The sequence below is a fragment of the Prauserella oleivorans genome (genome assembly GCF_042685745.1).
GTDB classification, from domain to species: Bacteria; Actinomycetota; Actinomycetes; order Mycobacteriales; family Pseudonocardiaceae; genus Prauserella_A; species Prauserella_A oleivorans.
Genome location: NZ_JBHUNT010000001.1, coordinates 4,227,797 through 4,253,692 on the forward strand (window position 1 = coordinate 4,227,797; position 25,896 = coordinate 4,253,692).

The following is a 25,896-nucleotide window of genomic DNA, read 5'->3' on the forward strand; positions in this document are numbered from 1 at the left end:
CGGTGCCCACTCGCACGGCTGCCGAAACCTCGCGCTTGCTCGAACGTGAGCCACTCAACACGCCTCAACGGACCGGGAACGATTTCGCGGACACCGACGTTGTTCGAGATGTCCAGCACGAACGCTGGGCCGCGCGCAGGGGTTCCACAGGCCTTGGTGCGCGGCGCGCAATGCGGGCACGAGCACCGCATGAGACGTGAGCCCGTTGACCGGGGAGGCAGAATGTCCGTCCAGACTCTCGACCGTGAGGCCCGCGGGATCCGCGAGCGGAACATCCCGATGGCCGCCGTCGAGGACGTGGCGCCCGCGCCAGCAGAGGAGCCCGATCTCGACGCCCAGGGTCCGGCCGCGGACCTCGTCCGCGTGTACCTCAACGGCATCGGCAAGACCGCGCTGCTGAGCGCGGAGGAAGAAGTCGACCTGGCCAAGCGGATCGAAGCCGGGGTGTTCGCCCAGCACGTGCTGGACACCGACCCCGAGCTCTCCGACGAACGCCGGTCCGAGCTGCGTGCCATCGTCCGGGACGGCAGGCGGGCCAAGAACCACCTGCTGCAGGCCAACCTCCGCCTGGTGGTGTCGCTGGCCAAGCGCTACACCGGCCGCGGCATGCCGCTGCTCGACCTCATCCAGGAAGGCAACCTCGGCCTGATCCGCGCCGTGGAGAAGTTCGACTACTCCAAGGGCTTCAAGTTCTCCACCTACGCGACGTGGTGGATCCGGCAGGCCATCACGCGGGGCATGGCCGACCAGGGCCGCACCATCCGCCTACCCGTCCACCTCGTGGAGCAGGTGAACAAGCTCGCGCGCATCAAACGCGACCTGCACCAGAAGCTCGGCCGTGAGGCCACCAACGAGGAACTGGCCGCCGAATCGGGCATCGCCCCGGAGAAGGTCGCGAACCTGCTCGACCACGCCCGCGACCCCGTCAGCCTCGACATGCCGGTCGGCAACGAGGAGGACGCCCCGCTGGGCGACTTCATCGAGGATTCCGACGCCACGGACGCCGAGAACGCCGTCATCTCCGGGCTCCTCCAGGACGACATGCGTCGTGTGCTGGCGACCCTCGACGACCGCGAGCAGCACGTCATCCGGCTGCGCTACGGCCTCGACGACGGCCAGCCGCGCACGCTCGACCAGATCGGCAAGCACTTCGGGCTCTCCCGGGAGCGAGTCCGCCAGATCGAGCGCGAGGTCATGGTCAAGCTCCGGCAGGGCGAGCGGGCCGCGAAACTCCGCGCCTACGCGAGCTGACGCACCGCATCACCGCTGACCCCACCACCAGAGCCGCGCCGACTATGACGCGGGTCACGAGACGACCGAAATGCCTGGTCAGCGCATCTGGCGGCAGCCCAGCGTCCGGACGAACGGACGTCGCCGCCCCCAGTGGCGCAACCATTCGGCGACGTGCACGTCTTCAGAAGTGGGGTTAGGGCAATGCGGCGCGTGTCCACGGTGCGCACCGCTGTCCCTTGAGAAGGCCGGGTCCCTCGGGGTGGGGCCCGGCCTTCCGCTCGTCCGGGCCCGTCTTCGGTGTGCGGGCGGGTGATCTGCGTCGCGCGTGACCACCGGCGCGGTCCGGGCGAGCACGCGCCGTTGTACGGTCGAATCCCCTTTGACCACGTGCGACGGAGCCCGAGCAGTGACCTCTTCCACCACACAGTTCCAGCACACCGACGTCCTGCCGCTGGGTAAGGACACCGAGACCGAGTACCGGCTCGTCACGCCCGACGGCGTCCGGGTCGTCGAGGCAGCGGGCCGGCGGTTCCTGGAGATCGAGCCGCAGGCGCTCACCACGCTGGCGCGGACCGCCATCACCGACATCCAGCACCTGCTGCGGTCCTCGCACCTGGCCCAGCTACGCGCGATCGTGGACGACCCCGAGGCCAGCGGCAACGACCGGTTCGTCGCGATGGACCTGCTGCGCAATGCCGCGATCTCGGCGGGCGGGGTGCTGCCGATGTGCCAGGACACGGGCACGGCGATCGTGATCGGCAAGCGCAGTGAAGGCGTGCTCACCGGTGGCACGGACGAGGAGGCCCTCTCCCGCGGCATCTACGAGGCCTACCGGGACCTCAACCTGCGGTATTCGCAGATGGCGCCGCTGAACTTCTGGGAGGAGCGCAACACCGGCACGAACCTGCCCGCGCAGGTGGAGCTGTACCACAAGGACAACACGGCCGGGGACTCCTCCGATCCCGCCTACGAGTTCCTGTTCATGGCCAAGGGCGGGGGCAGCGCCAACAAGACGTTCCTGTACCAGGAGACCAAGGCGGTGCTGAACCCGAAGCGCCTGGCGAAGTTCCTGGACGAGAAGCTGCGCAGCCTCGGCACGGCGGCCTGCCCGCCGTACCACCTGGCGATCGTCGTGGGCGGCATGTCGGCCGAGTTCAACCTCAAGGTCGCCAAGCTCGCCTCGGCGCGCTACCTCGACAACCTGCCGCGTGAGGGTTCGCCACTTGGCCACGGTTTCCGCGACACCGATCTCGAGCAGCAGGTGCTCGAGATGACGCGGCAGTTCGGCATCGGCGCCCAGTTCGGCGGGAAGTACTTCTGCCACGACGTACGCGTGATCCGGCTGCCCCGGCACGGTGCGTCCTGCCCGGTCGGCATCGCCGTGTCGTGCTCGGCCGACCGGCAGGCCAAGGCGAAGATCACCGCCGACGGCGTGTTCATCGAGCAGCTGGAGCGCGACCCGGCACGGTTCCTGCCGGACGTCACCGAGGACGACCTGTCCGAGGAGGTCGTCGCGGTGGACCTGAACCGGCCGATGGACGAGATCCGCGCGCAACTCTCGCAGCTGCCGGTGAAGACGCGCCTGAGCCTCACCGGGCCGCTCGTGGTCGCCCGCGACATCGCGCACGCCAAGATCGCCGAGCGGCTCGAGGCGGGCGAGGAGATGCCGCAGTACCTGCGCGATCACCCGGTCTACTACGCGGGCCCCGCCAAGACGCCCGACGGCTACGCCTCCGGCTCGTTCGGCCCCACCACCGCGGGCCGGATGGACTCCTACGTCAACCAGTTCCAAGCCGCGGGCGGGTCGCTGGTGATGCTGGCGAAGGGCAACCGGTCGAAGCAGGTCACCGAGTCGTGCCGCAAACACGGCGGGTTCTATCTCGGCTCCATCGGCGGTCCGGCGGCCCGGCTCGCGCAGGACTGCATCAAGAAGGTCGAGGTGCTCGAGTACCCCGAGCTGGGCATGGAAGCCGTGTGGAAGATCGAGGTCGAGGACTTCCCCGCCTTCATCGTCATCGACGACAAGGGCAACGACTTCTTCGCCGAAACCTCCGAGCCGGTGCTGCAGATCTCGTTCCGTTAGGACGCGTGTCGCCGAAGGTCCCCGCCAGGCGCTCCAGCGTCCGCTCGATGCCGGCGCGATTCCTGGTGGGGAGCGGCGTGCGGTCCAGCAGGAACGGCAGCCGCGTGGTGGACCAGTCGAAGGTCTCCGTCACCGCCGTGCGGCCGTCGCCGTCCGGGTCGAGTTCCCAGCGCCAGCGGTGACCGAAGAAGTGCCGCCACGCGATGAGCCGGTTCTGCTCGTACTCGACGACGGTGGTGGTGAGGCGGTAGGGCACGCCCACCCGCATGTCCATCGCGAAGCGCGACCCCGGCTCCAGCCGCCGCGGACCGCAGGCACGGGCGGCCCGCACCGTGCCCGATCCGTCGAGCAGCGGGTGCTGGACCGGGTCGGTGGGCAGGGCGAAGATCTGCGGCGCGGAAGGGGGAATCGTGCGCGTGACACTGACCTGGCGGCGTGGCACGGCGCCACCTGCAGCCGCGGTCAGTCCGTTCGCTGGACGTACTCGAGCACCAGCAGGCGGTCACCGAGCGGCGCGTCCAGCCGGACGGTGATCGGCGGGTACCGCATGTCCATGGTGCACATGACGTTCTTGTCCGCGGGCTTCGTCTCGGTCATGGTGACCGTGACCCGGTCGCCGCGCTGCTCCCCCACTTCGGCGCCGGCCTTGCTGCAGCCGCCTTCCTGCCCGGTGATGACCAGCGTGGACCCCTCGGCCCGCACGTCGGCCGGATAGCCCTTCGGGAGCCCGGTGGTGTCGAGCTGGGCCGCGGGCACCTGGCCGCCCCCGTCGGCGGGCGGCTCGGCGGGCTGGCGGCCCGGCATCTTCGTCAGCTCCTGCGAGGCCGGAGGCGACTCGACGGGCGCGGGCTGATCCTGGCCGCACCCCGTCAGCACGAGCACGCCGGCGGCGACACCGATGATCGTCTCTTTCCACCTCATGTTCGACTGGACGTAACTGCCCCGGCGGTAGGTTGCACGGCATGAGCACGGACCGGCTGGCGCGCAGGCTCGGCACGGGCGACGCCGTGGTGGTGGGGCTCAGCGCGATGATCGGCGCGGGCGTGTTCACGGCGTTCGCCCCGGCGGCCGCCGCGGCGGGCAGCGGCCTGCTGCTCGGCCTCGCCATCGCCGCGGTGGTGGCCTACTGCAACGCGACGTCGTCGGCACGCCTGGCCATCCGCTATCCTGAGTCCGGCGGAACGTACGTGTACGGCCGGGAACGGCTCGGCCCGTTCTGGGGCTACCTGGCGGGCTGGGGTTTCGTCGTCGGCAAGACGGCGAGCTGCGCCGCCATGGCACTCACCGTCCTGGCCTACGCGGCACCGGGGCTGGGACAGCCGTGGCGGGGCCTGCTCGCCGTGGCCGTGGTCGCGGCGCTGACGGCGCTGAACTACCGCGGCGTGCGGCGCTCCACCCGGGCCGCGACGGTGCTGGTGACGCTGAGTCTCCTCGCGCTCGGCGTGGCGGTGGTGGCGGTGCTGGTGGCAGGTGGCCCGAGCGCGCACCGCCTGCTCCCCCTCGCCGGGACGGGTGCCACCGGCATCCTGGAGGCGGCCGGGCTGCTGTTCTTCGCCTTCGCCGGGTACGCCCGCGTCGCGACGCTCGGCGAGGAGGTCCGCGACCCTGCCCGCACCATTCCGAGGGCGATCGCGTGGGCGTTGGGCATCGTGCTCGTCGTCTACGCCGTCGTGGCGGCCGTGCTGCTGGCCCAGCTCGGTTCGTCCACTGTGGCCTCGGCCGGCGATCCGCTGGCCGTCGCCGTCGCCGCGACGGACTGGCCCGGGCTCACGCCGGTGGTCCGGACCGGTGCCGCGCTCGCCGCGCTCGGCGCGTTGCTGGCGCTGGTGCTCGGCGTCTCCCGGACGGTGCTGGCGATGGCGCGCGACGGCCACCTGCCGCGCGGACTCGCGGCCGTCCATCCGCGGTTCGGGGTCCCGCACCGGGCCGAGCTGGCCGTCGGCGCGGTCGTGGCACTGCTGGCAGCCGTCGTCGATCTGCGCGGCGCGATCGGTTTCTCGTCGTTCGCGGTGCTGACCTACTACGCCATCGCGAACGCGAGCGCCTGGACTCTCGGCGCCCGGCGGGTCGTGCCCGCGGTCGGGTTCACCGGTTGTGTGCTGCTGGCCGCGAGCCTGCCGGTCTCCGCCGTCCTCGCCGGTGCCGCCGTGCTCGCCGTGGGCGTGGTGGGCTACGCGCTCAGGCGTCCTTGATCGCGACGAGCCGGTCGACGGCCGTGCGGAAGCCACCGGCGAGCTCCGCCACGATGTCGGTGACGCCGCGGATCTCGGTCAGCCGCCCGACGATCTGGCCGACCGGCATGGACACCACCGACGGGTCGGCGGCGGCGTGGATCCGGTTGTGGGCGGGTGCCACGAGCAGGTTCTGCAGCGGCATCGGGAGTGGCTCCGGGGCGCCGGGCTGGGCCCACGCCTCGGTCCACCGGGTCTTGAGCAACCGCGCGGGCTTGCCGGTGTAGATCCGGGTCCGCACGGTGTCCGACGAGCCGGCGGCGACGAGTGCCTGCTGCATGGCCTCCGATTCCGGCATCGTCTCCAGATACTCCCGCGTCGCCAGCCAGATCGACCCGGTCCAGACCCCCGCGGCACCCAGCGCGAGTGCCGCCGCGGCCTGCCTGCCGGAGCCGATGCCGCCGGCGGCGAGCACCGGTGCCCGGTCCCCCACCGCGTCGACGATCTCGGGCAACAGCACCATCGAGGCGATCTCGCCGGTGTGGCCGCCCGCCTCGTAGCCCTGGGCGACGACGAAGTCGACACCGTTGTCGACGTGCCGCACGGCGTGCTCGGCCTTGCCCGCCAGTGCGGCGACCGGGACACCGTGGTCATGCGCCTGTTCGATGACGTCCACCGGCGGCGAACCGAGTGCGTTGGCGATGAGGCGGATGGGGTGTTCGAGCGCGACCTCGACGTGCGACCGTGCCACCGAGTGCAGCCAGCCCAGCACGCCCTCCCGCTCGTCCGTGCCCGCGGGCAGTTCCGGCACCCCGAGCTCGGTGAGCGTGCGCTCGACGAACGTCTTGTGCTCGTCGGGGATCAGCTTCGTCAGGTCGGCGGGCGCGCCCTCGGCCGGGATCTTCGACGGCATGACGACGTCCACGCCGTAGGGCTTGCCATCGGTGTTGGAGTCCATCCAGCCGAGCACCTTGTCGAGTTCCTCGGCGTCGTTGAACCGGACGCAGCCGAGCACGCCGAGCCCTCCGGCCCGGCTGATGGCGGCGGCGACGTGCTCGGACGGGGTGAAGCCGATGATCGGCACGTCGATGCCGAGGGTGTCGCACAGCGCGGTGCGCATGGGTGGTGTCCTCCTACGCTTTCAGCAAATCGGCGGCGGGCTCGTGCTCGGCCGCGTGCCGCTGGGCCCACGGATAGTCCGGTTTGCCGCTCGGCAGCCGGGCGATCTCGGCGACGATCCAGATGCTGCGCGGCACCTTGTAGCCGGCGATCTCGGTGCGCACGTGTGCGTCGAGTGCGGTGAGGTCGAGGGTGCGCCCGGCGCGGGGTTGCACGATGGCACCGACACGCTGTCCGAGCCGGCCGTCGGGGACGCCGATGACGAGGGCGTCGAAGACGTCGGGGTGCGACTTCAGCGCGCCCTCGACCTCCTCGGGGAACACCTTCTCGCCGCCGGTGTTCACGCACTGCGAACCCCGGCCGAGCAACGTGACGGTGCCGTCGTCCTCGTAGCGGGCATAGTCGCCGGGAACGACGTACCGCACGCCGTCCACCTCGACGAAGATCGTTTCGCTCTTGGCCGGATCCTTGTAGTAGCCGAGCGGCACGTGACCACGCCTGCCGATGCGCCCCACCGCTCCCGGTTCGGCGGGCACGACTCCGCCGTCGTCGTCGAGAAGCACCGCGTCCTTGCCGAAGTTCACCCGCGGACCGGCGGAATGGTCGGCGTCCTTGGCCATCATGCCGATACCGGTGAAGCCGCTCTCGGAGGAGCCGATGGCGTCGGTGAGGACCACGTTCGGGAACGTGGCGAGGTACTCCTGCTTGACCGACTGCGAGAACAACGCGGCATGGCTGGAGACCGCGACGAGCGAGGACGCGTCGTAGCCGTTGCCGTGGTAGGCATCGAGCAGCGGCCGGGCCATGGCGTCACCGACGATGGTGAGCACATTGACCTTGTGCCGCTCCACGGCCCGCCACACCTCGTCGGGATCGAACTGCGGGACGAACACCACCGTGCCGCCCGCGAACAGCGCCCCGAAAGCCGCCCACTGCGCCGCGCCGTGGATGAGGGGCGCCACGGGGAGCCGCACGAGCGCGCCCTGCCTGCCCTGCTCGGCCAGGGTCCACTCGTCGGGCACGTACTCGCCGGTGACGAAGTCGATGCCGCCACCGAGTGCACGGAAGACGTCCTCGTGCCGCCACATGACGCCCTTGGGGTAACCCGTGGTGCCGCCCGTGTAGAGGATGTAGAGGTCGTCGCCGCTGCGCTCGCCGAATCCTCGCTCGGGCGAGCCCGCCGCGATCGCCTCTTCGTAGGGCACGCCGCCGTGGGCCGCGAAGTCGGCGTCACTGCCGTCCTCGACGACTAAAACGTGTTTCAGAGTTGGCGCACCGGGCAGCACCGCGGCCACCCTCTCGGAGTAGTGCCTCTCGTGGACGAGAGCCACCAGATCGGCATTGGTGAACAAGTAGGCGAGTTCGCTCTCCACATACCGGTAGTTGACGTTGATCGCGATGGCGCGGAGCTTGTACGCCGCGAACATCGTTTCGATCATCTCGAGTGAATTCCTGGAGTACACGCCGATGTGGTCGCCCTGGCCGATGCCCTGCTCGGCGAGATGGTGGGCGAGCCGGTTGGCGCGCTCGTCCAGTTCGGCATAGGTGAGGAGCCGGTCACCGCAGATGACCGCGGTGCGATCCGGCACGACGTCGACGGCGTGCTCCAGCAGGTCCGCGATGTTGAAGGCCACGAGAACAAACTAGAACATGTTATTGTTCTGGGCAATGGAGCAGTCGATTTCTCCGACCGAGAGGCAGCGATGACACAGGCGCACGCTCTGGTGGAACAACGCGGGCACACGCTCGTGGTGACGATGAACCGGCCGCAGGCTCGCAACGCGCTCAGCGGCGAGATGCTGGCGATCATGACCGAGGCCTGGGACCGCGTCGACACCGATCCGGAGATCCGCAGCTGTGTGCTGACCGGCGCGGGCGGGGCATTCTGCGCCGGCGCCGATCTGAAGGCGATGAACAGCCACAGCCCGTCGTCGTCGTTCGAGAAGCGGGCCTTCGACCCGAGCCGGATGGACGGCCTGCTCAAGGGCAGGAGACTGACCAAGCCGCTCATCGCCGCGGTGGAAGGCCCCGCCATCGCGGGCGGCACGGAGATCCTGCAGGCCACCGACATCCGGATCGCCGGCGAGAGCGCCCGGTTCGGTGTGTCGGAGGCGAGGTGGGGGCTGTTCCCGCTCGGAGGGTCCGCGGTGCGCCTGCCCCGGCAGATCCCGTACACGGTCGCGGCCGAGATCCTGCTGACGGGCAGGCACATCACGGCCGCCGAGGCCAAGGAGATCGGGCTGATCGGTCAGGTCGTGCCCGACGGCACCGCCCTCGACCGCGCCCTCGAGATCGCCGACACGATCGCCGCCAACGGGCCGCTCGCGGTGCAGGCCATCCTGCGCACCATCCGCGACACCGAAGGCATGCACGAGGAGGAGGCGTTCAAGCTGGAATCGCAGTACGGGGTGGCCGTGTTCGCCAGCGAGGACGCCCAGGAAGGCCCGCGCGCCTTCGCCGAGAAGCGCACGCCGCGGTTCCGGGGGCGCTGACGAGCTCAGATGGCGCGGTCCCGGCCCTGCCAGTACGGGTCCCGCAGCGTGCGCTTGTAGAGCTTGCCGTTGGGATCGCGCGGCAGCTCGGCGTGATAGTCGATGCTCTTGGGCAGCTTGAACTTGGCCAGCCTGCCGCGCGCGTATTCGAGTAGCTCCTCGGTCAGCTCCGATGACGGTTCGACTCCCTCGGCGGGCTGCACGACGGCCTTGATCTCCTCACCCCAGTCGTCGTGCGGCACGCCGAACACCGCGACGTCGGCGACCTTCGGATGCAGCACCAGCTCGTTCTCGATCTCGGCCGGATAGATGTTCACACCACCGGAGATGATCATGTCGTTCTTGCGGTCGTGCAGGTACAGGTAGCCGTCCTCGTCGAGGTATCCGACGTCGCCGAGCGTGAACAGATCGCCCACGCGAGACCGCTCGGTCTTCTCCCGGTCGTTGTGGTATTCGAAGTTCGAGCCGCCCATGCGCATGTAGACGATGCCGGGCTCGCCCGGCGGCAGCTCGTTGCCGTCGTCGTCGAGCACCTTCACGGTCGAGTTCGGCCACGGCCTGCCCACCGACCCCGGCTTGCGCAGCCACTCCTCGCCGCTGATCACCGTGCCGCCGCCTTCGGTCGCGGCGTAGTACTCGGTGACCACCGGTCCCCACCACTCGAGCATGCGCCGCTTGATCTCCTGCGGGCACGGCGCCGCGCCGTGGATCATGACCCGCAGCGACGACACGTCGTAGCGCAGGCGCACCTCGTCCGGCAACGCCAGCAACCGGCGGAACTGTGTGGGCACCATGTGGCTGTGCGTCACCCGGTGGCGTTCGATGAGCCGCAGCATCTCCTCGGGATCCCAGCGATCCATGAGTACGGCGGGATGGCCCAGCTGGATCGAGATCGCGACGAAGTTGAGCACCGCCGTGTGGTACAGCGGCGAGCCGCAGAGGTGCACGTGGCCGTCGAACGGCGCGATGCCGAACAACGCGAAGAACGAGGTCGAGGCCACCGGAACCGCGTCCGGGTCGGCGCCCGTCAGCGGCCGCCGCACTCCCTTGGGCCTGCCCGTGGTGCCCGAGGTGTAGAGCATCGGCGAGCCGGCGGTGCGCCGCTGGGGCCTGCCGTCGCCCTCCCCCGCCCCGAGTTCCTCGATGCGCCGGAAACCGAGGACCGCGCCGACCGCGAAGCGGGCGCGCGGGGAGATCCCGGCTTCGTCGGCCGCCGCGACCGCGACGGCGGCGAACCGCTCGTGCGCCAGGAAGGCCTTGGCGCCCGAATCGCGGAGGATGTAGGCGATCTCGGGCCCCACGAGGTGCCAGTTGGCCATCACGACGTAGAGCCCGGACTGGATCGCGGCGAAGTACGCGGCGACGAGTTCGACGCCGTTGGGCTGAAGCACGACGATCGCGTCGCCGGTCTCGAGACCGAGCGCCTGAAGGCCGCGGGCGTAGGAGTTGGCCTTGGCGGCGAGTTCGCCGTAGCTGACCTCGGTGCCGTCCGGGTCGACCATCGCGGTGAGCTCAGGACGCTCGGCGGCGATGTTCCACAGACCGATGGTCTCCGTCGTCGTCGGCGTGGTTGTTGAAGGCATATCGAAAATCTAGAACTGGTTTCAATAGGTGGCAAGGACATCCTTGTCGAACACCGTTGCGATGCTTGCTTAAGGACAAGGAACGTGTTTCACTTCTGACCGTGACTGCTCTCGAATCCGAGACACCGCTGTCCGCCCCGCTCGACGTGGGGTTCGACTACACCCGCTCGGTCGGCCCGGTCCTCGGCCGCTTCGTCAACGCCCTGCGCGAACGGCGCATCGTCGGCGTGCGGGGCTCCGACGGCCGGGTGCACGTCCCGCCCGTGGAGTACGACCCGGTGACCGCCGAGGCGCTCACCGAGTTCGTCGACGTGGCCGACGAGGGCACCGTCCAGTCGTGGTCGTGGGTGGCCGAGCCACTGGCGGGACAGCCGATCCAGCGGCCGTTCGCCTGGGCGCTGATCACCCTGGACGGCGCGCACACCGCCCTGCTCCACGCCGTCGACGCCGGCTCCCCCGACGCCGTCCGCACGGGAATGCGCGTCCGCGCCCGGTGGGCCGACGAGCCGGTCGGGCACATCCGCGACATCGCCTACTTCGTGAGCACCGAGTCGCCGCCGCCGGATCCGGCTCCCACACCGCCCCCGCCTCCGGTCGCGACCCGCGAGGAGGGCGCGCCGGTGAGCACGATCGTCACCCCCATCCACCTCGGCTACGAGCATTCGGCCTCGCCCGAGGAGAGCCGCTATCTGCGCGGCCTCGCCGAAGGCAGGCTGCTCGGGCAGCGCTGCCCGGCCTGCGGCAAGGTCTACATCCCACCGCGCGGCGCCTGCCCCACCGACGGCGTGCCGACCACCGACGAGGTCGAGCTGCCGGACACCGGGATCGTCACGACGTTCTGCATCGTCAACGTGCCGTTCCTCGGCCAGCGCATCACGCCGCCCTACGTCGCGGCCTACATCCTGCTCGACGGCGCCGACATCGCGTTCCTGCACCTCGTCCTCGGCTGTGCGGCCTCGGAGGTGCGGATGGGCATGCGGGTGCGCGCCGCATGGCGGCCACGCGAGGAATGGTCGACGACGCTCGAGAACATCGCGCACTTCGAACCGACCGGCGAGCCCGACGCGCCGTACGAATCCTTCGCCCACCACCTGTGAGGGGTCACTGATGACTGATGTTGCGGTGGTCGCGTTCGCCCAGGCACCGAGCGTGCGGCGAACCCACGGGACCACCAACGGCGTCGAGATGCTGGTGCCGATCTTCAAGGAGGTCTACCAGCGAACCGGATTGTCCAAGAAGGACATCGGGTTCTGGTGCTCGGGTTCCTCGGACTACCTGGCGGGCCGGGCGTTCTCGTTCATCTCCGCCATCGACGCGATCGGCGCGTTCCCGCCGATCCACGAGTCGCATGTGGAGATGGACGCCGCCTGGGCGCTCTACGAGGCGTGGCTGAAGATCCGGATGGGTGAGGTGGACACCGCGCTCGTGTACGGCTTCGGCAAGTCGTCGGCCGGCGAACTGCGGCGAGTCCTGGCACTGCAACTCGACCCGTACGTCACCGCGCCGCTGTGGCCGGACTCGGTCGGTATCGCCGGGCTGCAGGCACGGCTCGGCCTGGAGGCCGGGCTGTGGAGCGAGAAGGACCTCGCCGAGGTCGCCGCCCGCAGCAGGCGCGACGCGACGGGGAACCCGTGCGCGCAGGTGGGTGGCCAGGTCGAGGCGGCGGAGCTGCTGGAGTCCCCGGTGGTGGCCGACCCGCTGCGCGCCCACGACATCGCACCCGTCTCCGACGGTGCGGCGGTGATCGTGCTCGCCTCCGCCGAGCGGGCCCGTGACCTCATCGAGCGGCCCGCCGTCATCACCGGCATCGAGCACCGGATCGAGACGCCGGCACTCGGAGCACGGGACCTCACCCGCTCGCCGTCCACCGCGGCCGCGGGCGCGGCGGCCGGCGCCACGAACGTCGAGGTGGCCGAACTGCACGCGCCGTTCACCCACCAGGAGCTGATCGTCCGCGACGCACTGGGCCTCGGCGACGACGTCCGGATCAACCCGTCGGGTGGCGCGCTGACGGGCAACCCGATGTTCGCCGCCGGTCTCGTCCGGATCGGTGAGGCCGCCCGCCGCATCCACTCCGGCGACGCGACGCGCGCGCTGGCACACGCGACCAGCGGGCCCGCGTTGCAGCAGAACCTGGTGGCCGTCCTGGAGAGGGGCTGAGATGGGCAAGCAACTCGCCGCGGTGCTCGGCACCGGACAGACGCACCACCGTGCCAAGCGCACCGACGTGTCGATGGCCGGGCTCGTCCGTGAGGCCGTCGACCGCGCCATGGCCGACGCGCAGGTGGACTGGGATGACATCGACGCCGTCGTGGTCGGCAAGGCACCCGACCTGTTCGAGGGCGTGATGATGCCGGAGCTGTTCCTCGCCGACGCCCTCGGCGCCAACGGCAAACCGCTGCTGCGCGTGCACACGGCCGGATCGGTCGGCGGGTCGACGGCGCTGGTGGCGGCCAGCCTCGTGCAGTCGGGTGTGCACCGGCGGGTGCTCACGGTGGCGTACGAGAAGCAGTCGGAGTCCAACGCGATGTGGGCGCTGTCGATCCGCGTGCCTTTCTCGATGCCGGTCGGCGCCGGTGCGGGCGGCTACTTCGCGCCCCACGTGCGCTCCTACATCCGCCGCTCGGGCGCTCCGGAGCACATCGGTGCGATCGTCGCGGCGAAGGACCGGCGCAACGGCGCGCTCAACCCCTACGCCCACCTGCGGCAGTCCGACATCACCGTCGAATCGGTGCAGGCGTCGCAGATGCTGTGGGACCCCATCCGCTACGACGAGACCTGCCCGTCCTCCGACGGGGCGTGCGCGCTGGTGATCGGCGACGAGGCGGCCGGCGACGCGGTGCCGGGCGGTGCCGCGTGGATCCACGCCACCGCCATGCGCACCGAGCCGACGACGTTCGCCGGGCGCGACCAGGTGAACCCGCGAGCGGGGCGCGACGCCGCGGCGGCCCTGTGGCGGGAGGCAGGTGTCGCCGACCCGCTGTCCGAAGTAGATGCCGCGGAGATCTACGTGCCGTTCTCGTGGTTCGAGCCGATGTGGCTGGAGAATCTCGGCTTCGCCGCCGAGGGTGCGGGCTGGAAGCTCACCGAGGCCGGCGAGACGGCCCTCGGCGGCAGGTTGCCGGTCAACCCGTCGGGGGGTGTGCTCTCGTCCAACCCCATCGGCGCGTCCGGGATGCTCCGGTTCTCCGAGGCCGCCAAGCAGGTGATGGGCCGGGCCGGTGACTACCAGGTCGACGGCGCCCGGCTCGCGCTCGGACACGCCTACGGCGGTGGTTCGCAGTACTTCGCCATGTGGCTGGTGGGCGCGGCGAAACCGTAGGAGGCGGTACGGGAAGGGTGCGGCGAGCCCGTCGCCGGACCCTTTGGCCTGAGGCGGTTTTGTCCGCATGCCGCCCGTGGACGCCGGACACGCCGACGGCGGACACCGCTACGGGAACGGCAGATACGGCGACGCGAACCGCGGACACCGCTACGGGAACGGCAGACACGGCTACCCGAACCGCAGACACGGCGACGCGAATCGCAGACACGGCTGCCCGGGCAGCCGCGGCGGCTGCCCGGGCAGCCGGAGGGAGCGCGCCCTATTCGTAGGCGACCCGGTAGTGCTTGATGCCGTTGAGCCAGCCGGAGCGCAAGCGGTCCGGTGGTGAGAGCTCCCGGATGTTCGGCATCTCGTCGGCGATCGCGTTGAACATGAGGTCGATCTCCAGGCGCGCGAGGTTCGCGCCGATGCAGTAGTGCGCGCCCGTGCCGCCGAAGCCGACGTGTGGGTTGGGGTCGCGCAGCACGTCGAAGCGTTCCGGCTCGTCGAACACCTCGGGGTCGAAGTTGGCGGAGCTGTAGAACATGCCCACCCGGTCGCCCTTGCGGATGTGCTGGCCACCGAGCTCGGTGTCGGCTGTCGCCGTGCGCTGGAAGGCCACCACCGGGGTCGACCAGCGCACGATCTCGTCGGGTGCGGTCTTCGGCCGCTGCTGCTTGTAGAGCTCCCACTGCTCGGGGTGGTCGAGGAAAGCCTTCATGCCGTGGGTGATGGCGTTGCGGGTGGTCTCGTTGCCGGCGACCGACAGCAGGATGACGAAGAACCCGAACTCGTCGGAGGCGAGCGACTCACCGTCCACATCGGCCTGGACGAGTTTGGTGACGATGTCGTCGGCAGGGTGCTGCCTGCGCTGCTCGGCCATGGTGAACGCGTAACCCACGAGCTCGGCGGAGGCCGCGACCGGGTCGACCTCGTACTCGGGGTCGTCGTAGCCGATCATCTGGTTGGACCAGTCGAAGATCTTGAGCCGGTCCTCCTGCGGGATGCCGATCAGTTCGGCGATGGCCTGCAGCGGCAGCTCGCACGCGACGTCCTGGACGAAGTCGCCCGAGCCCTTCGCCTTGGCCTCGTGCACGATCCGCGCCGCGCGCTCGCGCAGCGCATCCTCCAGCTTGCCGATGGCCCGCGGCGTGAAGCCCTTGGAGACGATGCGCCGCAGCTTGGTGTGCTGGGGTGCGTCCATGTTGAGCAGGACGAGCCGGTTGGCGTTGAGCCCGTCCTCGTCCATGTTCTCGTCGAACCGGATGATGGCGGTCTTCTCCTGGGAAGAGAACAGCTCGCTGTCCTTGGAGACCGTCTTGACGTCTTCGTGCCGGGTCACCACCCAGAAGCCCTCGTCGCCGAACCCGGCCTTGTTGTAGGGCTGGGCGTTCCACCACACCGGTGCCGTGCGGCGCAGGAGCGTGAACTCCTCCAGTGGCAGCCGACGCGCGAGCAGGTCGGGGTCGGTGAAGTCGAATCCTGGGGGCAAGAGCGACGATGTCATGCGCCGTACCTCCGACAGCAGCGTCGTGGAACACGTTCTATGCGACGATTGAAGCATACGGTGTTAACTCAGGGAAGAGGTTGAGTGAACCCCGTTTACCGGATCGATGGGGATCTTGTTTCCGCTTGTCGACACATCGTGCGCACTCGGTGACCAGACCTCGTTCGACCTGCACCACTGTTGCCCACTCTAAGAACATGTTCTAATTCTGGCGAGGTATCCGGGTGTTCGAAGGAGAGCAACGTGGGCAGTCCCGTCATCGTCGAAGCCGTGCGCACGCCGATGGGCAAACGCAACGGGTGGCTCGCCGGATTGCACGCCGCCGAGCTGCTCGGGTTCGCCCAGGCCGCCCTGCTCGACCGCGCCGGCATCGACCCCGGGCTCGTCGAGCAGGCCATCGGCGGCAACGTCACGCAGGCAGGCGAGCAGGCGGGCAACGTCACCCGCACCGCCTGGCTGCACGCCGGGCTTCCCCAGGAATGCGGTGCCACCACCGTCGACGCGCAATGCGGATCCGCCCAGCAGGCGGCGCACTTGGTGGCCGGGCTGGTCACAGCGGGGGCCATCGACATCGGCGTCGCGTGCGGCGTGGAGGCCATGAGCCGGGTTCCGCTCGGCGCCAACACCGGCGTGGACGCCGGATCCCGCAGGCCCGAATCGTGGTCCATCGACATGCCGGACCAGTACCGGGCCGCCGAACGCATCGCCGAGCGACGCGGGCTCACGCGCGGCGACCTCGACGCCTTCGGCCTGGCGTCCCAGCGGAAAGCGGCGGCGGCGTGGCAGGACGGCCGGTTCGACCGCGAAGTGGTGCCCGTCAAGGCGCCGGTGCTCGGCGAGGACGGCGCCCCCACCGGTGAGACCCGGCTCGTCGGCCGCGACCAGGGGCTACGTGAGACCAGCCTCGAGGCGCTGGCCGCGCTCACGCCCGTGCTGCCCGATGGCCTGCACACCGCGGGCACGTCGTCACAGATCTCCGACGGCGCCTCGGCGGTGCTGATCATGGACGCCGAGCGTGCCCGCGCCCTCGACCTGCGCCCTCGCGCCCGCATCGTCGGGCAGGCACTCGTCGGCGCCGAACCGTATTACCACCTCGACGGACCCGTGCAGGCCACCCAACGCGTGCTCGACCGCGCCGGCATGACCGTGGACGACATCGACTTGTTCGAGATCAACGAGGCGTTCGCCTCCGTCGTCCTGTCGTGGCAGCGGGTCCACCGGCCCGACCCGGGCCGGGTCAACGTCAACGGCGGCGCCATCGCACTGGGCCACCCCGTCGGCAACACGGGCACCCGGCTGCTCACCACCGCGCTGCACGAGCTCGAACGGCGCGATGCCGCCACCGCGCTCGTGAGCATGTGCGCCGGTGGCGCACTGTCCACCGCGACGATCCTCGAGCGGGTCTGACGCCTACGTCCGCTCCTGACGCATCACGTCGAGGTTGCGGTAGATCGGCGGGCCGTCGCACAGGGCCGTCAGCTGCTCGGCGATCCGGTTCGTCTCCGGCAGTTTCGAGTTCCTCATCGCCTCCTCGTACGACGGGAACTCCACGATGTCGATGTAGGTGCCGGAGCTGTCCCGGTCGCTGGTGAGAACCACGCTGGTGGCCGTCCGCTTGCCCTCGGTCTCGCGCAGCCAGCCGTCCAGAAGCTCGTTCAGCTCGTCGATGCGCGACGTCTTGAACTCGATGAGTTGGATGAAGGTCATAGCTCCTGCCTCCGCACCGCCCCTGTGCCGCCGAGCGTGCGCCGGGCCGCCGGCCGTCGTCAACGGACGGATTTTCAGGGGCGGTACGGCGAGCGTGGTCGTCACGCCTCCCGCGAGTGCCGCGGCCGGGCACCGGCCTCGCGCGGAGCCGCCGTCCGGTCCGTCGGCGCCGTGTGGACCAGGTGGGTGCCGGGCCGCGGGGCCCCGGCAGCCGGCTGCGGCGCCGCGCCTGCGGCCTGCCGGGCCACGGGCGGCGCCGAGGCCACGGACGGCTGCTGCGGCGTGGGCCTGCGGCGGGCCAGGCCGGCCAGCCCGGCGAGGCCGAGCAGTCCCAGCAGACCCCACAGCCCGGCGTTGTCGTCGTCCTCGACCTGACGCTCGCCGTTCGGAAGCTGCTGCTGCGCTGCCGCCGGCCTGGTGTCCTGCTCCGCGGCGGACCCGGCGTCGGCGACGGTCACCGACACCAGCGGGAGCGCGGCGCCGGCGGCGATCGCGGCCAGCCACTGTCGAGTCCTCGTCACCATGCGAGTAGGTCACCCCCCGAATGTCGTGCTGCCCGTTCTGCGGTGCTCGAGGCCTACCCGCCACGCCGGCCGGCCAAGGCCGGGTTCGCCCGGACGAGGGGCGTCGACTCGCCGGATCGCGTCACCCTCGGCCCAGAAACGGCATCGCGGTGGCCGTGAGGGTGAGGAACTGGACGTTGGCCGACAGCGGCAACGCCGCCATCGACAGCACCGCGTCCGCGACGTGAGCCACGTCGAAGGTCGGTTCCGGGCGCACACTGCCGTCCGCCTGCTTCGCGCCCCGCGCGATACCCGCGGTCATCTCGGTGGCCGCGTTGCCGATGTCGATCTGCCCGCACGCGATGTCGAATGCCCGGCCGTCGAGCGAGATCGACTTCGTCAGGCCCGTGACGGCGTGTTTGGTGGCGGTGTAGGCGACGCTCTCCGGACGCGGAGCGTGGGCCGAGACGGAGCCGTTGTTGATGATGCGCCCGCCGCGCGGGTCCTGCTGCTTCATCAGCCGCACCGCGTGGTGGGCGCAGAGGAACATGCCCGTGAGGTTGACATCGACGGTGCTCCGCCAGTCCTCGACGGACAGGGTGTCGACCGAGCCCGGGGTGCCGAAGGTGCCCGCGTTGTTGAACAGCAGATCGAGCCGGCCCCAGCGGTCGCGGACGGCGGCGAAGAGCGCGGCGACCGCGTCGGCGTCGGTGACGTCGGTGGGCACCACCAGCGCGCCGGTGTCCTCGCCCGCGGTTTCCCGCAGCGGCTCCTCGCGCCGTCCGGCGAGTGCGACCCGGTAGCCGTCGCCGAGCAGCGCCCGGGCGACGCACCGGCCGATGCCGGATCCGGCTCCCGTCACCACGGCGACGCGTGGGTGTGTCATGCCCGCGATCATAGGCGGGGCATGACACACGCACGCGCCACCGTGGTCGCGGATGTCTGGTCAGAACCAGTCGTCCGGCCGGGGCCAGGTGAACATCTCCCCCACCGGCTCGGACTCGGTGACCGTGTACCGGCCGCGGTAGAACAGCAGCGGCCGGGCATCCGACACCTCGCCGAGCGCGGTGACCCGGCCGACGACGACGTCGTGGTCACCGGCCTCGTGCACCGCCTCGACCGCACAGTCGACCCAGGTCAGCGCGCCGTCCAGCAACGGAGCCCCGCTCGGCGCGGAATGCCAGGCGACCATCGAGAACTTGTCCACGCCCCGCGCGCCGAATGCCACGCTCACGTCGCGCTGGTCGTCGGCGAGAACGTTCACGGCGAAGCTGCCCGTCCGCTCGATCACCGGCCACGTCCGGGAGCTCTTCGCCGGGCAGAACAACACCAGCGGCGGCTCGAGCGACAGCGCCGCGAACGACTGGCAGGCGAACCCCACGGGTTCACCGTCCTCGCACGCCGTCACCACGGCGACCCCGGTACAGAAGTGCCCCAGCACCGATCGGAACCGCGCGACGACGTCCGGCGCGACGGCGCTCATCGTGCCCCGACGGAGAAGTCGTGCCCCCAGAGGCTCACCGCCGTGCTCTCCCGCGCGATCCAGGTGTCGTCGTCCACCTGCCTGCCCTCACACCCGAACTCCACGTCGAACCCGCCCGGGGTCTTCATGTAGAAGGACAACATCAGGTCGTTGACGTGCCTGCCCAGCGTGGCCGACAGCGGCACCTTGCGCCGCAGCGCGCGGTCGAGGCACAAGCCGACGTCGTCGGTGTTCTCCACCTCCACCATGAGATGCACGATCCCGCTGGGCGTCGGCATCGGCAGGAACGCCAGACTGTGATGGCGTGGGTTGCAGCCGAAGAACCGCAGCCACGCGGGCTCGGCATCGGACGGCCTGCCCACCGCCTCCGGCGGCAGGCGCATCGAGTCACGCAGCCGGAATCCCAGCACGTCGCGGTAGAAGCGCAGCGCCGCCTCGTCGTCGTGGGTGGAGAGCACCACGTGCCCCAGGCCCTGCTCGCCGGTGACGAACCGGTGGCCGTAGGGGCTGACCACGCGCCGGTGCTGCAGCGCGATGCCGTGGAAGACCTCGAGGGTGTTTCCGGACGGGTCGTCGAACTCGATGAGCTCGTACACCCCACGGTCGGCGCGCTGCTGCGCGGTCCCCTCCTTGAACGGCACGCCGTGCGCGGCCAGGCTGTCGCGCACCGCGTCGAGCTCGGCGGCGTTCGCGACCTCCCAGCCGGCGGTGGCGAGCCGGTCGCTCTCCCCCGGCACGATCACCAGCCGCGCCGGGAAGTCGTCCATCCGCAGATACAGCGCGTCCGGATCGGCGCCCTTGCCCTCGACCATCCCGAGTACCTTGAGGCCGTACTCGCGCCAGGCGGCCATGTCGGTGGCCTCGATGCGCAGGTATCCCAACGAGCGGATGCCCATGGTCACTCGTCCTTCAGAAAGTCGATCGCCAGCCGGTTGAATTCATCGAACCTCTCCAGCTGCGCCCAGTGCCCGCAGCGGCCGAACACGTGCAGCTGTGCGCGCGGGATGGTCTTCAGCGCGAGCAGAGCACCGTCGAGCGGGTTCACGCGGTCCTCGCGGCCCCAGATCAGCAGTACCCGCTGGCGGAGCCGGTGCGCCGCGCGCCACAGCAGTCCCTGCTCGTAGGTGTCCGGCCGCGCGAAGGACGCGCCCATGGCACCCATCGCGGCCAGCGCCTCCGGGGTGCTCGCCGCGGCGAAGCGCTCCTCGACGAGCTCGTCGGTGATGAGCGACTGGTCGTACACCATCACCCGCAGGAACGCCTCGAGCTTCTCCTTGCTCGGGCCGGGCGGCGCGGCGAACTTCGCGAGGTTCTTGACGCCCTCGGTCGGATCGGGAGCGAAGACGTTGACGCTCAGGCCGCCCGGCCCCATGAGCACGAGCCTGCCCGCACGCTCCGGGTGGTCGAGCGCGAGGCGCACCGCCGCACCGCCGCCGAGCGAGTTGCCGACCAGATGGGCCTTCGCGATGCCGAGCGCGTCCATGAGCCCCACCACGGCGTCCGCGCTGTGCGTGAAGTACTGCGGGTGCTCGATGGGTTTGTCGGATCGGCCGAAACCGGGCTGGTCCACGGCGATCGTCCGGAACGACTTGGCGAACCCCGGGATGTTGCGGGCGAAGTTGCTCCACGCCGACGCGCCGGGTCCCCCGCCGTGCAACAGGATCACCGTCTCGGGGTGCTCGGCGCCCGCCTCGTGGTAATGCAGCCGCAACCCCGGCCGCGCCTCGACGTACGTTCCCTCTGCGTGCGTCATCGGCTCACACCATCGCGTTCTCGACGGGGAGCCCGAAGGCTCCGGTGCCGAACATCGTGTAGGCCCGCTCCGGGTCGTTGGCCGCGTGCACGCGCCCGGCGTGCGCGTCGCGCCAGAACCGCTGGATCGGGGTACCCGCCTGCAGCGCGCGCCCACCGGAGTTCTCGAAGAGCCGGTCGATCGCGGCGATGGCGCGCTCGGTGCCGCGCACCTGGTCGCGGCGCACCCGCAGCCGCGTGGAGAACGGCAGCTTCTCGCCCCGGCACGCCAGCTGGTAGAGCTCGTCGATGTTGTGGGTCAGCTGCAGCCACGCGGCGTCGATCTCGCTGGCGGCCTCGGCGATGCGCACCTTCGCGAACGGGTCCTCCTTGGACTTCTCACCCAGGTAGGAGGCGCGCACCCGTTCGCGCTGGTACGCCACGTGCGCGTCGTAGGCGCCCTGGGCCATGCCGATGATCGGTGCCGTGATGGTGCTCGGATGCACGGAGCCGTACGGCAGCCGGTACAGCGGCCCGGGATTGACCTCCTGCCCCGGCGTGGACAGCTTGGACGTGGCCACGAAACTCAGTGCGCGATGCTGTGGGACGAACACCTCGTCGACGACGATGTCGTTGCTGCCGGTGCCGCGCAGGCCGACCGTGTCCCAGACGTCGTCGATGGTGTAGTCCTCGATCGGCAGCAGGTAGGTGCAGAAGTCCACCGGCTTGCCGTCGGCGTCGAACGCGGGCGCCCCGAGCAGCGCCCACGTCGCGTGGTCGCAACCCGAGGAGAAGCTCCACCTGCCGCTGAGCCGGTAACCGCCGTCGACCAGCTGAGCCTTCCCCATCGGCGCGTAGGACGACGAGATGCGGGTGTCGACATCGTCCGCCCAGACGTCCTCCTGGGCCCGGGCGTCGAACAACGCGAGGTGCCAGGGATGCACGCCCAGGATGGACGCCACCCATCCGGTGGATCCGCACGCGCTCGCGATGAGCTTGACGGCGGTGTAGAAGGTGACCGGGTCGGCCTCGTAACCGCCGTAGGTCCTGGGCTGCAGCAGTTTGAAGAAGCCGATCTCCTGCAGGGCTTTGATCGACTCGTCCGGGATCTTCCGCGCGTCCTCGGTCTCCTGCGCGCGCTCGCGCAGGACGGGCAGCAACTCCTCGATCCCGGCGATCACCGCGTGGGTGCCCTGCTCGCTCATACCTGCCTCGTTCCTGGTCACGAAACCATGCGGGTCTACGTGGTCTGACACCTCCACACACTAGAACACGTTCTCGTTTTTGTCACGCGCACGTGCCGCGACCTGGGCACACCGCGGGAGTAGCGAGCATCCACGCCGCCTGGAACAGATTCTCTCCGCGCGCGGCGGCCCCTGAGCGACCCCTGCGCCGGCCCCCGCTTCGCCTCACATCGAGGGCCGCCACCTCCGGTAGAACTGGAACACGTTCTCGTCTATGGTACGCATAGTGGCCGCCATCGCGACGGCAGCAACATGGAACCTGTTCCAGGATGCGGGGCGCTCGGCCGGACCTTGCCACCGATCGTCCCGCTGCCGAAGAATCGATCATCCCCGCGGCCCGAGGGAACTGGAGGATCGTCATGACGCAGGCGGGATCGGTACGGCAGATCGATGTGGGGGTGCCGCCGGAGCGGTTTGCCCGGGGGTGGCATTGCCTGGGGTTGGTGGAGCACTTCGCGGATGGGCGGCCGCATGCGGTGGAGGCGTTCGGGACGAAGTTGGTGGTGTTCCAGTCTTCGGATGGGCGGTTGCATGTGCTGGACGGGTATTGCCGGCATATGGGGGGTGATCTGTCGCAGGGGGAGGTGAAGGGGGATGCGGTGGCGTGCCCGTTTCACGACTGGCGGTGGGCCGGGGACGGGCGGTGTGTGGGGATCCCGTATGCGCGGCGGGTGCCGTTGCGGGCGCGGACCCGGTCGTGGCTGACGTTGGAGGAGAACAAGCAGTTGTTCGTCTGGCACGACCCGGAGGGCCAGCCCCCGCCGCCGGGGGTGACGATCCCGCGGATCGAGGGGATCTTCACCGGCGAGTGGAGCAACTGGACCTGGGACTCGGTGCTCATCGAGGGCGCCAACTGCCGGGAGATCGTGGACAACGTGGTGGACATGGCGCACTTCTTCTACGTGCACTACGGCATCCCGACCTATTTCAAGAACGTGTTCGAGGGCCACATCGCCACCCAGTACCTGCACACCAAGGGCCGGGCGGACAAGGGCCTGGCCGGCTCCAACTACGGCGGCGAGGACAACCTGCTGGAGTCGGAGGCCTCCTACTACGGGCCCGCCTACATGATCAACACGCTGCGCAACCACTACAAGGGCCTGGAGATCGACAACGTCCTGATCAACTGTCACTACCCGGTGACGCCGACCTCGTTCGTGCTGCAGTGGGGCGTGGCGGTGAAGAAACTACCCGGCGTGGACGACACCCAGGCCGACGCGATCGCGGCCAAGTTCGCCGAGAGCATCGGGGTCGGGTTCCTGCAGGACGTGGAGATCTGGAAGAACAAGACCCGCATCGACAACCCCCTGCTCTGCGAGGAGGACGGCCCCGTCTACCAGCTCCGCCGCTGGTACGACCAGTTCTACGTCGACGCCGCCGACGTCACCGACGACATGACCCGCCGCTTCGAGTACGAAGTGGACACCACCCGCGCCACCCAGGTCTGGGACCAGGAAGTCGCCGACAACCTCGCCCGCCGACACCAAGCCGACGCGGGAGTCTCCTAGTGCACCCCGACACGCTCGCCGACCGCGAGGAATTCCTCACCGCGGGCCTGGTGCCCGTGGCTTGCCGCTCGTGCGCGACGACCGTGCTGGTCAAGAAGAACAGCCCGGAACACACGAGCATCCAGTGGACCACGGACGCCTCCCGCAGCTGTCCCGTGTTCGCGGAGAAGGTCGCCCAAGGCGTCCACCCCGCCCTGCTCGACACGTGCGACCGCCTGCGCGAGAGCATCGCCGAGGCGGCACGGGAAGGTGTCTTCGCCCATGAGTGACGTCCGATCGCTGCGGTTGCGGGTGTCGGATGTCGCCGCCGAGACGCCGGACGCCTGCTCGATCGTCTTCGACGCCGACCTGGACTACCGGCCGGGCCAGTTCCTGACCCTGCGCATCCCGAGCGAGGAATGCGGCTCCGTCGCGCGCTGTTACTCCTTGTCCAGCTCCCCCTACACCGGCGATGCCCCGCAGGTCACGGTCAAACGCGACGGATACGCCTCGAACTGGCTCTGCGACCATGTGCGTCCGGGCAGTGAGCTCGAGGTGCTCCCGCCGAGCGGTGTGTTCACCCCCGCCTCGCTGGACGCCGACCTCGCGCTCTTCGCGGGCGGCAGCGGCATCACGCCGGTGCTGTCGATCGTCCGGTCGGTGCTGGCGAAGGGCAGCGGCTCGCTGACCCTCGTGTACGCCAACCGCGACGAGCGGTCCGTGATCTTCGCCCGCGTGCTGCGCGAGCTCGCCGAGGAACACCCGGACCGGCTCACGGTCGTGCACTGGCTCGAGTCGCTACAAGGCCTGCCGGACCCGGGCCGGCTACGCACGCTCGCCGAACCGCTGCGCGAGCGGGAGGCGTTCCTCTGCGGGCCCCGGCCGTTCATGAACGCGGTCACCACGGCGCTGCGCGCCCTCGACGTGCCCAAGTCGCGCATCCACAGCGAGAAGTTCGTGTCACTGGGCGGCAATCCGTTCGACGACGTCGAGTCCGCCGGGCCGGAGCCCGGGACCGGCCAGGAGGACGTGCAGACACCGGCCACGGTCACCGTCGACCTCGACGGCACCGTCAGCACGTTCCCGTGGCCACGCAGGCGGACACTGCTCGACCTGCTGCTGGAGCGGGGTCTCGACGCGCCGTACTCGTGCCGGGAAGGCCGGTGCAGTGCGTGTGCCTGCCGGATCACCTCGGGCGAGGTCACGATGATCGACAACGACGTCCTCGACGCCGAGGACATCGCCGAGGGAATCGTGCTGGCCTGCCAGTCGCTGCCGCTCACCGACGAGGTCTCGATCAGCTACGAGTAGGAGCCCGCATGCCCATCGACCCCGCCACCGCGATCGGCGCCGACCTCGGTGAGGCCACCTTCGCCTGGACGGCCTCCGACGTACTGCTCTACCACCTCGCGCTCGGCGCCGGGACGGACCCGCTGGATCCGAGAGAGCTGCGCTACGCCTATGAGGCGGACCTGCGCGTGCTGCCGACGTTCGCGACCGTGGCGGCCACGTTGAAGGCCGCCGACCCGCCCTCCGTGCGATTCCCGGGCATCGACGTCGACCTCGCCAAGGTCGTGCACGGGACGCAGCAGGTGGTGACGCACCGGCCGATTCCCGTCGAGGGCAAGGCGACCGCGCGCACCCGGATCGCCGACGTGCTCGACAAGGGCAAGGCGGCCGTCATCGTTCAGGAGACCGAGGCCGCCGACCCGGCGGGCGATCCACTGTGGACGGCTCGGTCGAGCATCTTCGCCCGCGGTGAGGGCGGCTTCGGCGGCAAGCGGGGCACGTCCGACCGCGTCGAGCCACCGCAGCGCGAGCCCGACGTCGTCGTGGACGTGCCCACGCTGCCGCAGCAGGCGTTGCTGTACCGGTTGTGCGGCGACCGTAACCCGCTGCACGCCGACCCCGGCTTCGCCCGAGCGGCAGGGTTCGACGCGCCCATCCTGCACGGCCTGTGCACGTACGGCATGGTCGCCAAAGCCGTCACCGACGCGGTGCTCGACGCCGACGTCACCCGCATCCGCTCGTGGTCGGCGAAGTTCGCCGGGATCGTGCTGCCGGGCGAGACGCTGCGGGTGCGCGTGTGGCGCGACGGCGGACGCCTGCTGGTCGGCGCCGTGGCCATGGACCGCGACGAGGCGCCGGTGCTCTCGGACGCGGTCCTGGAGACTCGCTAGCCCCGGCCCCCGGCCCGGTCGGCCGTGTCTGCCGCTCCCGTCACCGTGTTCGCCGTTCCCGTCACCGTG

General features: G+C 70.2%; 25 protein-coding genes. 12 read left to right on the forward strand and 13 right to left on the reverse strand.

Features of this window, described 5'->3' with window-relative positions:
- The first annotated feature begins 222 nt into the window (after window positions 1-222).
- Together ACFSZT_RS20725 and ACFSZT_RS20730 are read left to right on the forward strand one after the other, a co-directional pair.
- Entirely contained in the window at window positions 223-1,251 is a 1,029-nt protein-coding gene (locus ACFSZT_RS20725; protein WP_377385623.1) for a sigma-70 family RNA polymerase sigma factor, read from the forward strand.
- Window positions 1,252-1,639: 388 nt separating this feature from the next.
- Complete coding sequence (locus tag ACFSZT_RS20730) at window positions 1,640-3,316, forward strand: fumarate hydratase (protein ID WP_377385626.1); 1,677 nt, start codon at window positions 1,640-1,642, stop codon at window positions 3,314-3,316.
- Here the strand turns inward: ACFSZT_RS20730 and ACFSZT_RS20735 are convergent.
- A complete protein-coding gene (locus ACFSZT_RS20735; protein WP_377385628.1) occupies window positions 3,246-3,758 on the reverse strand; it encodes an SRPBCC family protein in 513 nt (170 codons plus the stop codon). The two genes, ACFSZT_RS20730 and ACFSZT_RS20735, sit on opposite strands and share 71 nt — an antisense overlap.
- 20 nt (window positions 3,759-3,778) lie before the next feature.
- Complete coding sequence (locus ACFSZT_RS20740; RefSeq protein ID WP_377385631.1) at window positions 3,779-4,237, reverse strand: hypothetical protein; 459 nt, start codon at window positions 4,235-4,237, stop codon at window positions 3,779-3,781.
- A gap of 41 nt (window positions 4,238-4,278) precedes the next feature.
- On the opposite strand from ACFSZT_RS20740, the gene ACFSZT_RS20745 reads away from it, so the two are divergent.
- Window positions 4,279-5,508 (forward strand): APC family permease, encoded by a 1,230-nt coding sequence (locus ACFSZT_RS20745; protein ID WP_377385633.1) that lies wholly within the window; start codon window positions 4,279-4,281, stop codon window positions 5,506-5,508.
- On the opposite strand, the gene ACFSZT_RS20750 is transcribed toward ACFSZT_RS20745, so the two are convergent.
- Complete coding sequence (locus ACFSZT_RS20750; protein WP_377385636.1) at window positions 5,495-6,607, reverse strand: NAD(P)H-dependent flavin oxidoreductase; 1,113 nt, start codon at window positions 6,605-6,607, stop codon at window positions 5,495-5,497. The genes ACFSZT_RS20745 and ACFSZT_RS20750 overlap by 14 nt on opposite strands.
- A gap of 13 nt (window positions 6,608-6,620) precedes the next feature.
- The gene (locus tag ACFSZT_RS20755) at window positions 6,621-8,240 is read right to left on the reverse strand and encodes an acyl-CoA synthetase (protein WP_377385639.1); all 1,620 of its coding nucleotides are present in this window, start codon (window positions 8,238-8,240) and stop codon (window positions 6,621-6,623) included.
- Between the two features lie 69 nt (window positions 8,241-8,309).
- On the opposite strand from ACFSZT_RS20755, the gene ACFSZT_RS20760 reads away from it, so the two are divergent.
- Complete coding sequence (locus tag ACFSZT_RS20760; RefSeq protein WP_377385642.1) at window positions 8,310-9,098, forward strand: crotonase/enoyl-CoA hydratase family protein; 789 nt, start codon at window positions 8,310-8,312, stop codon at window positions 9,096-9,098.
- Window positions 9,099-9,103: 5 nt separating this feature from the next.
- Here ACFSZT_RS20760 and ACFSZT_RS20765 read toward each other — a convergent pair whose 3' ends face one another.
- Complete coding sequence (locus tag ACFSZT_RS20765) at window positions 9,104-10,681, reverse strand: acyl-CoA synthetase (protein WP_377385644.1); 1,578 nt, start codon at window positions 10,679-10,681, stop codon at window positions 9,104-9,106.
- A 101-nt stretch (window positions 10,682-10,782) separates the two neighbouring features.
- Here ACFSZT_RS20765 and ACFSZT_RS20770 point away from each other — a divergent pair, with 101 nt between their 5' ends.
- Genes ACFSZT_RS20770 through ACFSZT_RS20780 form a run of 3 tightly spaced genes read left to right on the forward strand, consistent with a single transcriptional unit; the run spans window position 10,783 to window position 14,003 of the window.
- Window positions 10,783-11,778 carry a Zn-ribbon domain-containing OB-fold protein gene (locus ACFSZT_RS20770; RefSeq protein WP_377385647.1) on the forward strand — a complete coding sequence of 332 codons (996 nt, stop codon included), beginning with the start codon at window positions 10,783-10,785 and terminating at the stop codon, window positions 11,776-11,778.
- A gap of 10 nt (window positions 11,779-11,788) precedes the next feature.
- Entirely contained in the window at window positions 11,789-12,841 is a 1,053-nt protein-coding gene (locus ACFSZT_RS20775) for a thiolase domain-containing protein (RefSeq protein WP_377385650.1), read from the forward strand.
- 1 nt (window position 12,842) lies between these two features.
- The gene (locus ACFSZT_RS20780) at window positions 12,843-14,003 is read left to right on the forward strand and encodes a thiolase domain-containing protein (protein ID WP_377385653.1); all 1,161 of its coding nucleotides are present in this window, start codon (window positions 12,843-12,845) and stop codon (window positions 14,001-14,003) included.
- A gap of 262 nt (window positions 14,004-14,265) precedes the next feature.
- On the opposite strand, the gene ACFSZT_RS20785 is transcribed toward ACFSZT_RS20780, so the two are convergent.
- The gene (locus ACFSZT_RS20785) at window positions 14,266-15,492 is read right to left on the reverse strand and encodes a cytochrome P450 (protein WP_377385656.1); all 1,227 of its coding nucleotides are present in this window, start codon (window positions 15,490-15,492) and stop codon (window positions 14,266-14,268) included.
- 243 nt (window positions 15,493-15,735) lie between these two features.
- On the opposite strand from ACFSZT_RS20785, the gene ACFSZT_RS20790 reads away from it, so the two are divergent.
- Window positions 15,736-16,899: a steroid 3-ketoacyl-CoA thiolase gene (locus ACFSZT_RS20790; protein WP_377385659.1), complete on the forward strand. Its 1,164-nt coding sequence runs from the start codon at window positions 15,736-15,738 to the stop codon at window positions 16,897-16,899.
- Between the two features lie 3 nt (window positions 16,900-16,902).
- Here ACFSZT_RS20790 and ACFSZT_RS20795 read toward each other — a convergent pair whose 3' ends face one another.
- From ACFSZT_RS20795 to hsaA, 7 genes are all read right to left on the reverse strand, one after another.
- Window positions 16,903-17,199, reverse strand: a complete 297-nt coding sequence (locus tag ACFSZT_RS20795; RefSeq protein WP_377478320.1) for a hypothetical protein — start codon at window positions 17,197-17,199, stop codon at window positions 16,903-16,905.
- 101 nt (window positions 17,200-17,300) lie between these two features.
- Complete coding sequence (locus ACFSZT_RS20800) at window positions 17,301-17,723, reverse strand: WGxxGxxG family protein (protein WP_377478322.1); 423 nt, start codon at window positions 17,721-17,723, stop codon at window positions 17,301-17,303.
- Window positions 17,724-17,844: 121 nt separating this feature from the next.
- On the reverse strand, window positions 17,845-18,588 hold the full coding sequence (locus ACFSZT_RS20805) for an SDR family oxidoreductase (RefSeq protein WP_377385665.1): 744 nt from the start codon (window positions 18,586-18,588) through the stop codon (window positions 17,845-17,847).
- A 60-nt stretch (window positions 18,589-18,648) separates the two neighbouring features.
- A complete protein-coding gene (hsaB, locus tag ACFSZT_RS20810; protein WP_377385667.1) occupies window positions 18,649-19,185 on the reverse strand; it encodes a 3-hydroxy-9,10-secoandrosta-1,3,5(10)-triene-9,17-dione monooxygenase reductase subunit in 537 nt (178 codons plus the stop codon).
- A complete protein-coding gene (gene hsaC / locus ACFSZT_RS20815) occupies window positions 19,182-20,081 on the reverse strand; it encodes an iron-dependent extradiol dioxygenase HsaC (protein WP_377385670.1) in 900 nt (299 codons plus the stop codon). Before hsaC ends, hsaB begins: the two co-directional genes overlap by 4 nt.
- A 2-nt stretch (window positions 20,082-20,083) precedes the next feature.
- Window positions 20,084-20,938, reverse strand: coding sequence for a 4,5:9,10-diseco-3-hydroxy-5,9,17-trioxoandrosta-1(10),2-diene-4-oate hydrolase (hsaD, locus tag ACFSZT_RS20820; protein WP_377385673.1), 855 nt, complete (start codon window positions 20,936-20,938; stop codon window positions 20,084-20,086).
- A 4-nt stretch (window positions 20,939-20,942) separates the two neighbouring features.
- Window positions 20,943-22,121, reverse strand: a complete 1,179-nt coding sequence (hsaA, locus tag ACFSZT_RS20825; RefSeq protein ID WP_377385676.1) for a 3-hydroxy-9,10-secoandrosta-1,3,5(10)-triene-9,17-dione monooxygenase oxygenase subunit — start codon at window positions 22,119-22,121, stop codon at window positions 20,943-20,945.
- Window positions 22,122-22,519: 398 nt separating this feature from the next.
- Here hsaA and ACFSZT_RS20830 point away from each other — a divergent pair, with 398 nt between their 5' ends.
- Genes ACFSZT_RS20830 through ACFSZT_RS20845 form a run of 4 tightly spaced genes read left to right on the forward strand, consistent with a single transcriptional unit; the run spans window position 22,520 to window position 25,827 of the window.
- Window positions 22,520-23,668 (forward strand): Rieske 2Fe-2S domain-containing protein, encoded by a 1,149-nt coding sequence (locus ACFSZT_RS20830; protein WP_377385680.1) that lies wholly within the window; start codon window positions 22,520-22,522, stop codon window positions 23,666-23,668.
- Complete coding sequence (locus tag ACFSZT_RS20835; RefSeq protein ID WP_377385682.1) at window positions 23,668-23,937, forward strand: hypothetical protein; 270 nt, start codon at window positions 23,668-23,670, stop codon at window positions 23,935-23,937. Before ACFSZT_RS20830 ends, ACFSZT_RS20835 begins: the two co-directional genes overlap by 1 nt.
- Window positions 23,930-24,958, forward strand: coding sequence for a 2Fe-2S iron-sulfur cluster-binding protein (locus tag ACFSZT_RS20840; protein WP_377385685.1), 1,029 nt, complete (start codon window positions 23,930-23,932; stop codon window positions 24,956-24,958). Before ACFSZT_RS20835 ends, ACFSZT_RS20840 begins: the two co-directional genes overlap by 8 nt.
- 8 nt (window positions 24,959-24,966) lie before the next feature.
- Window positions 24,967-25,827, forward strand: coding sequence for a MaoC/PaaZ C-terminal domain-containing protein (locus tag ACFSZT_RS20845; RefSeq protein ID WP_377385687.1), 861 nt, complete (start codon window positions 24,967-24,969; stop codon window positions 25,825-25,827).
- Window positions 25,828-25,896: the final 69 nt, after the last annotated feature.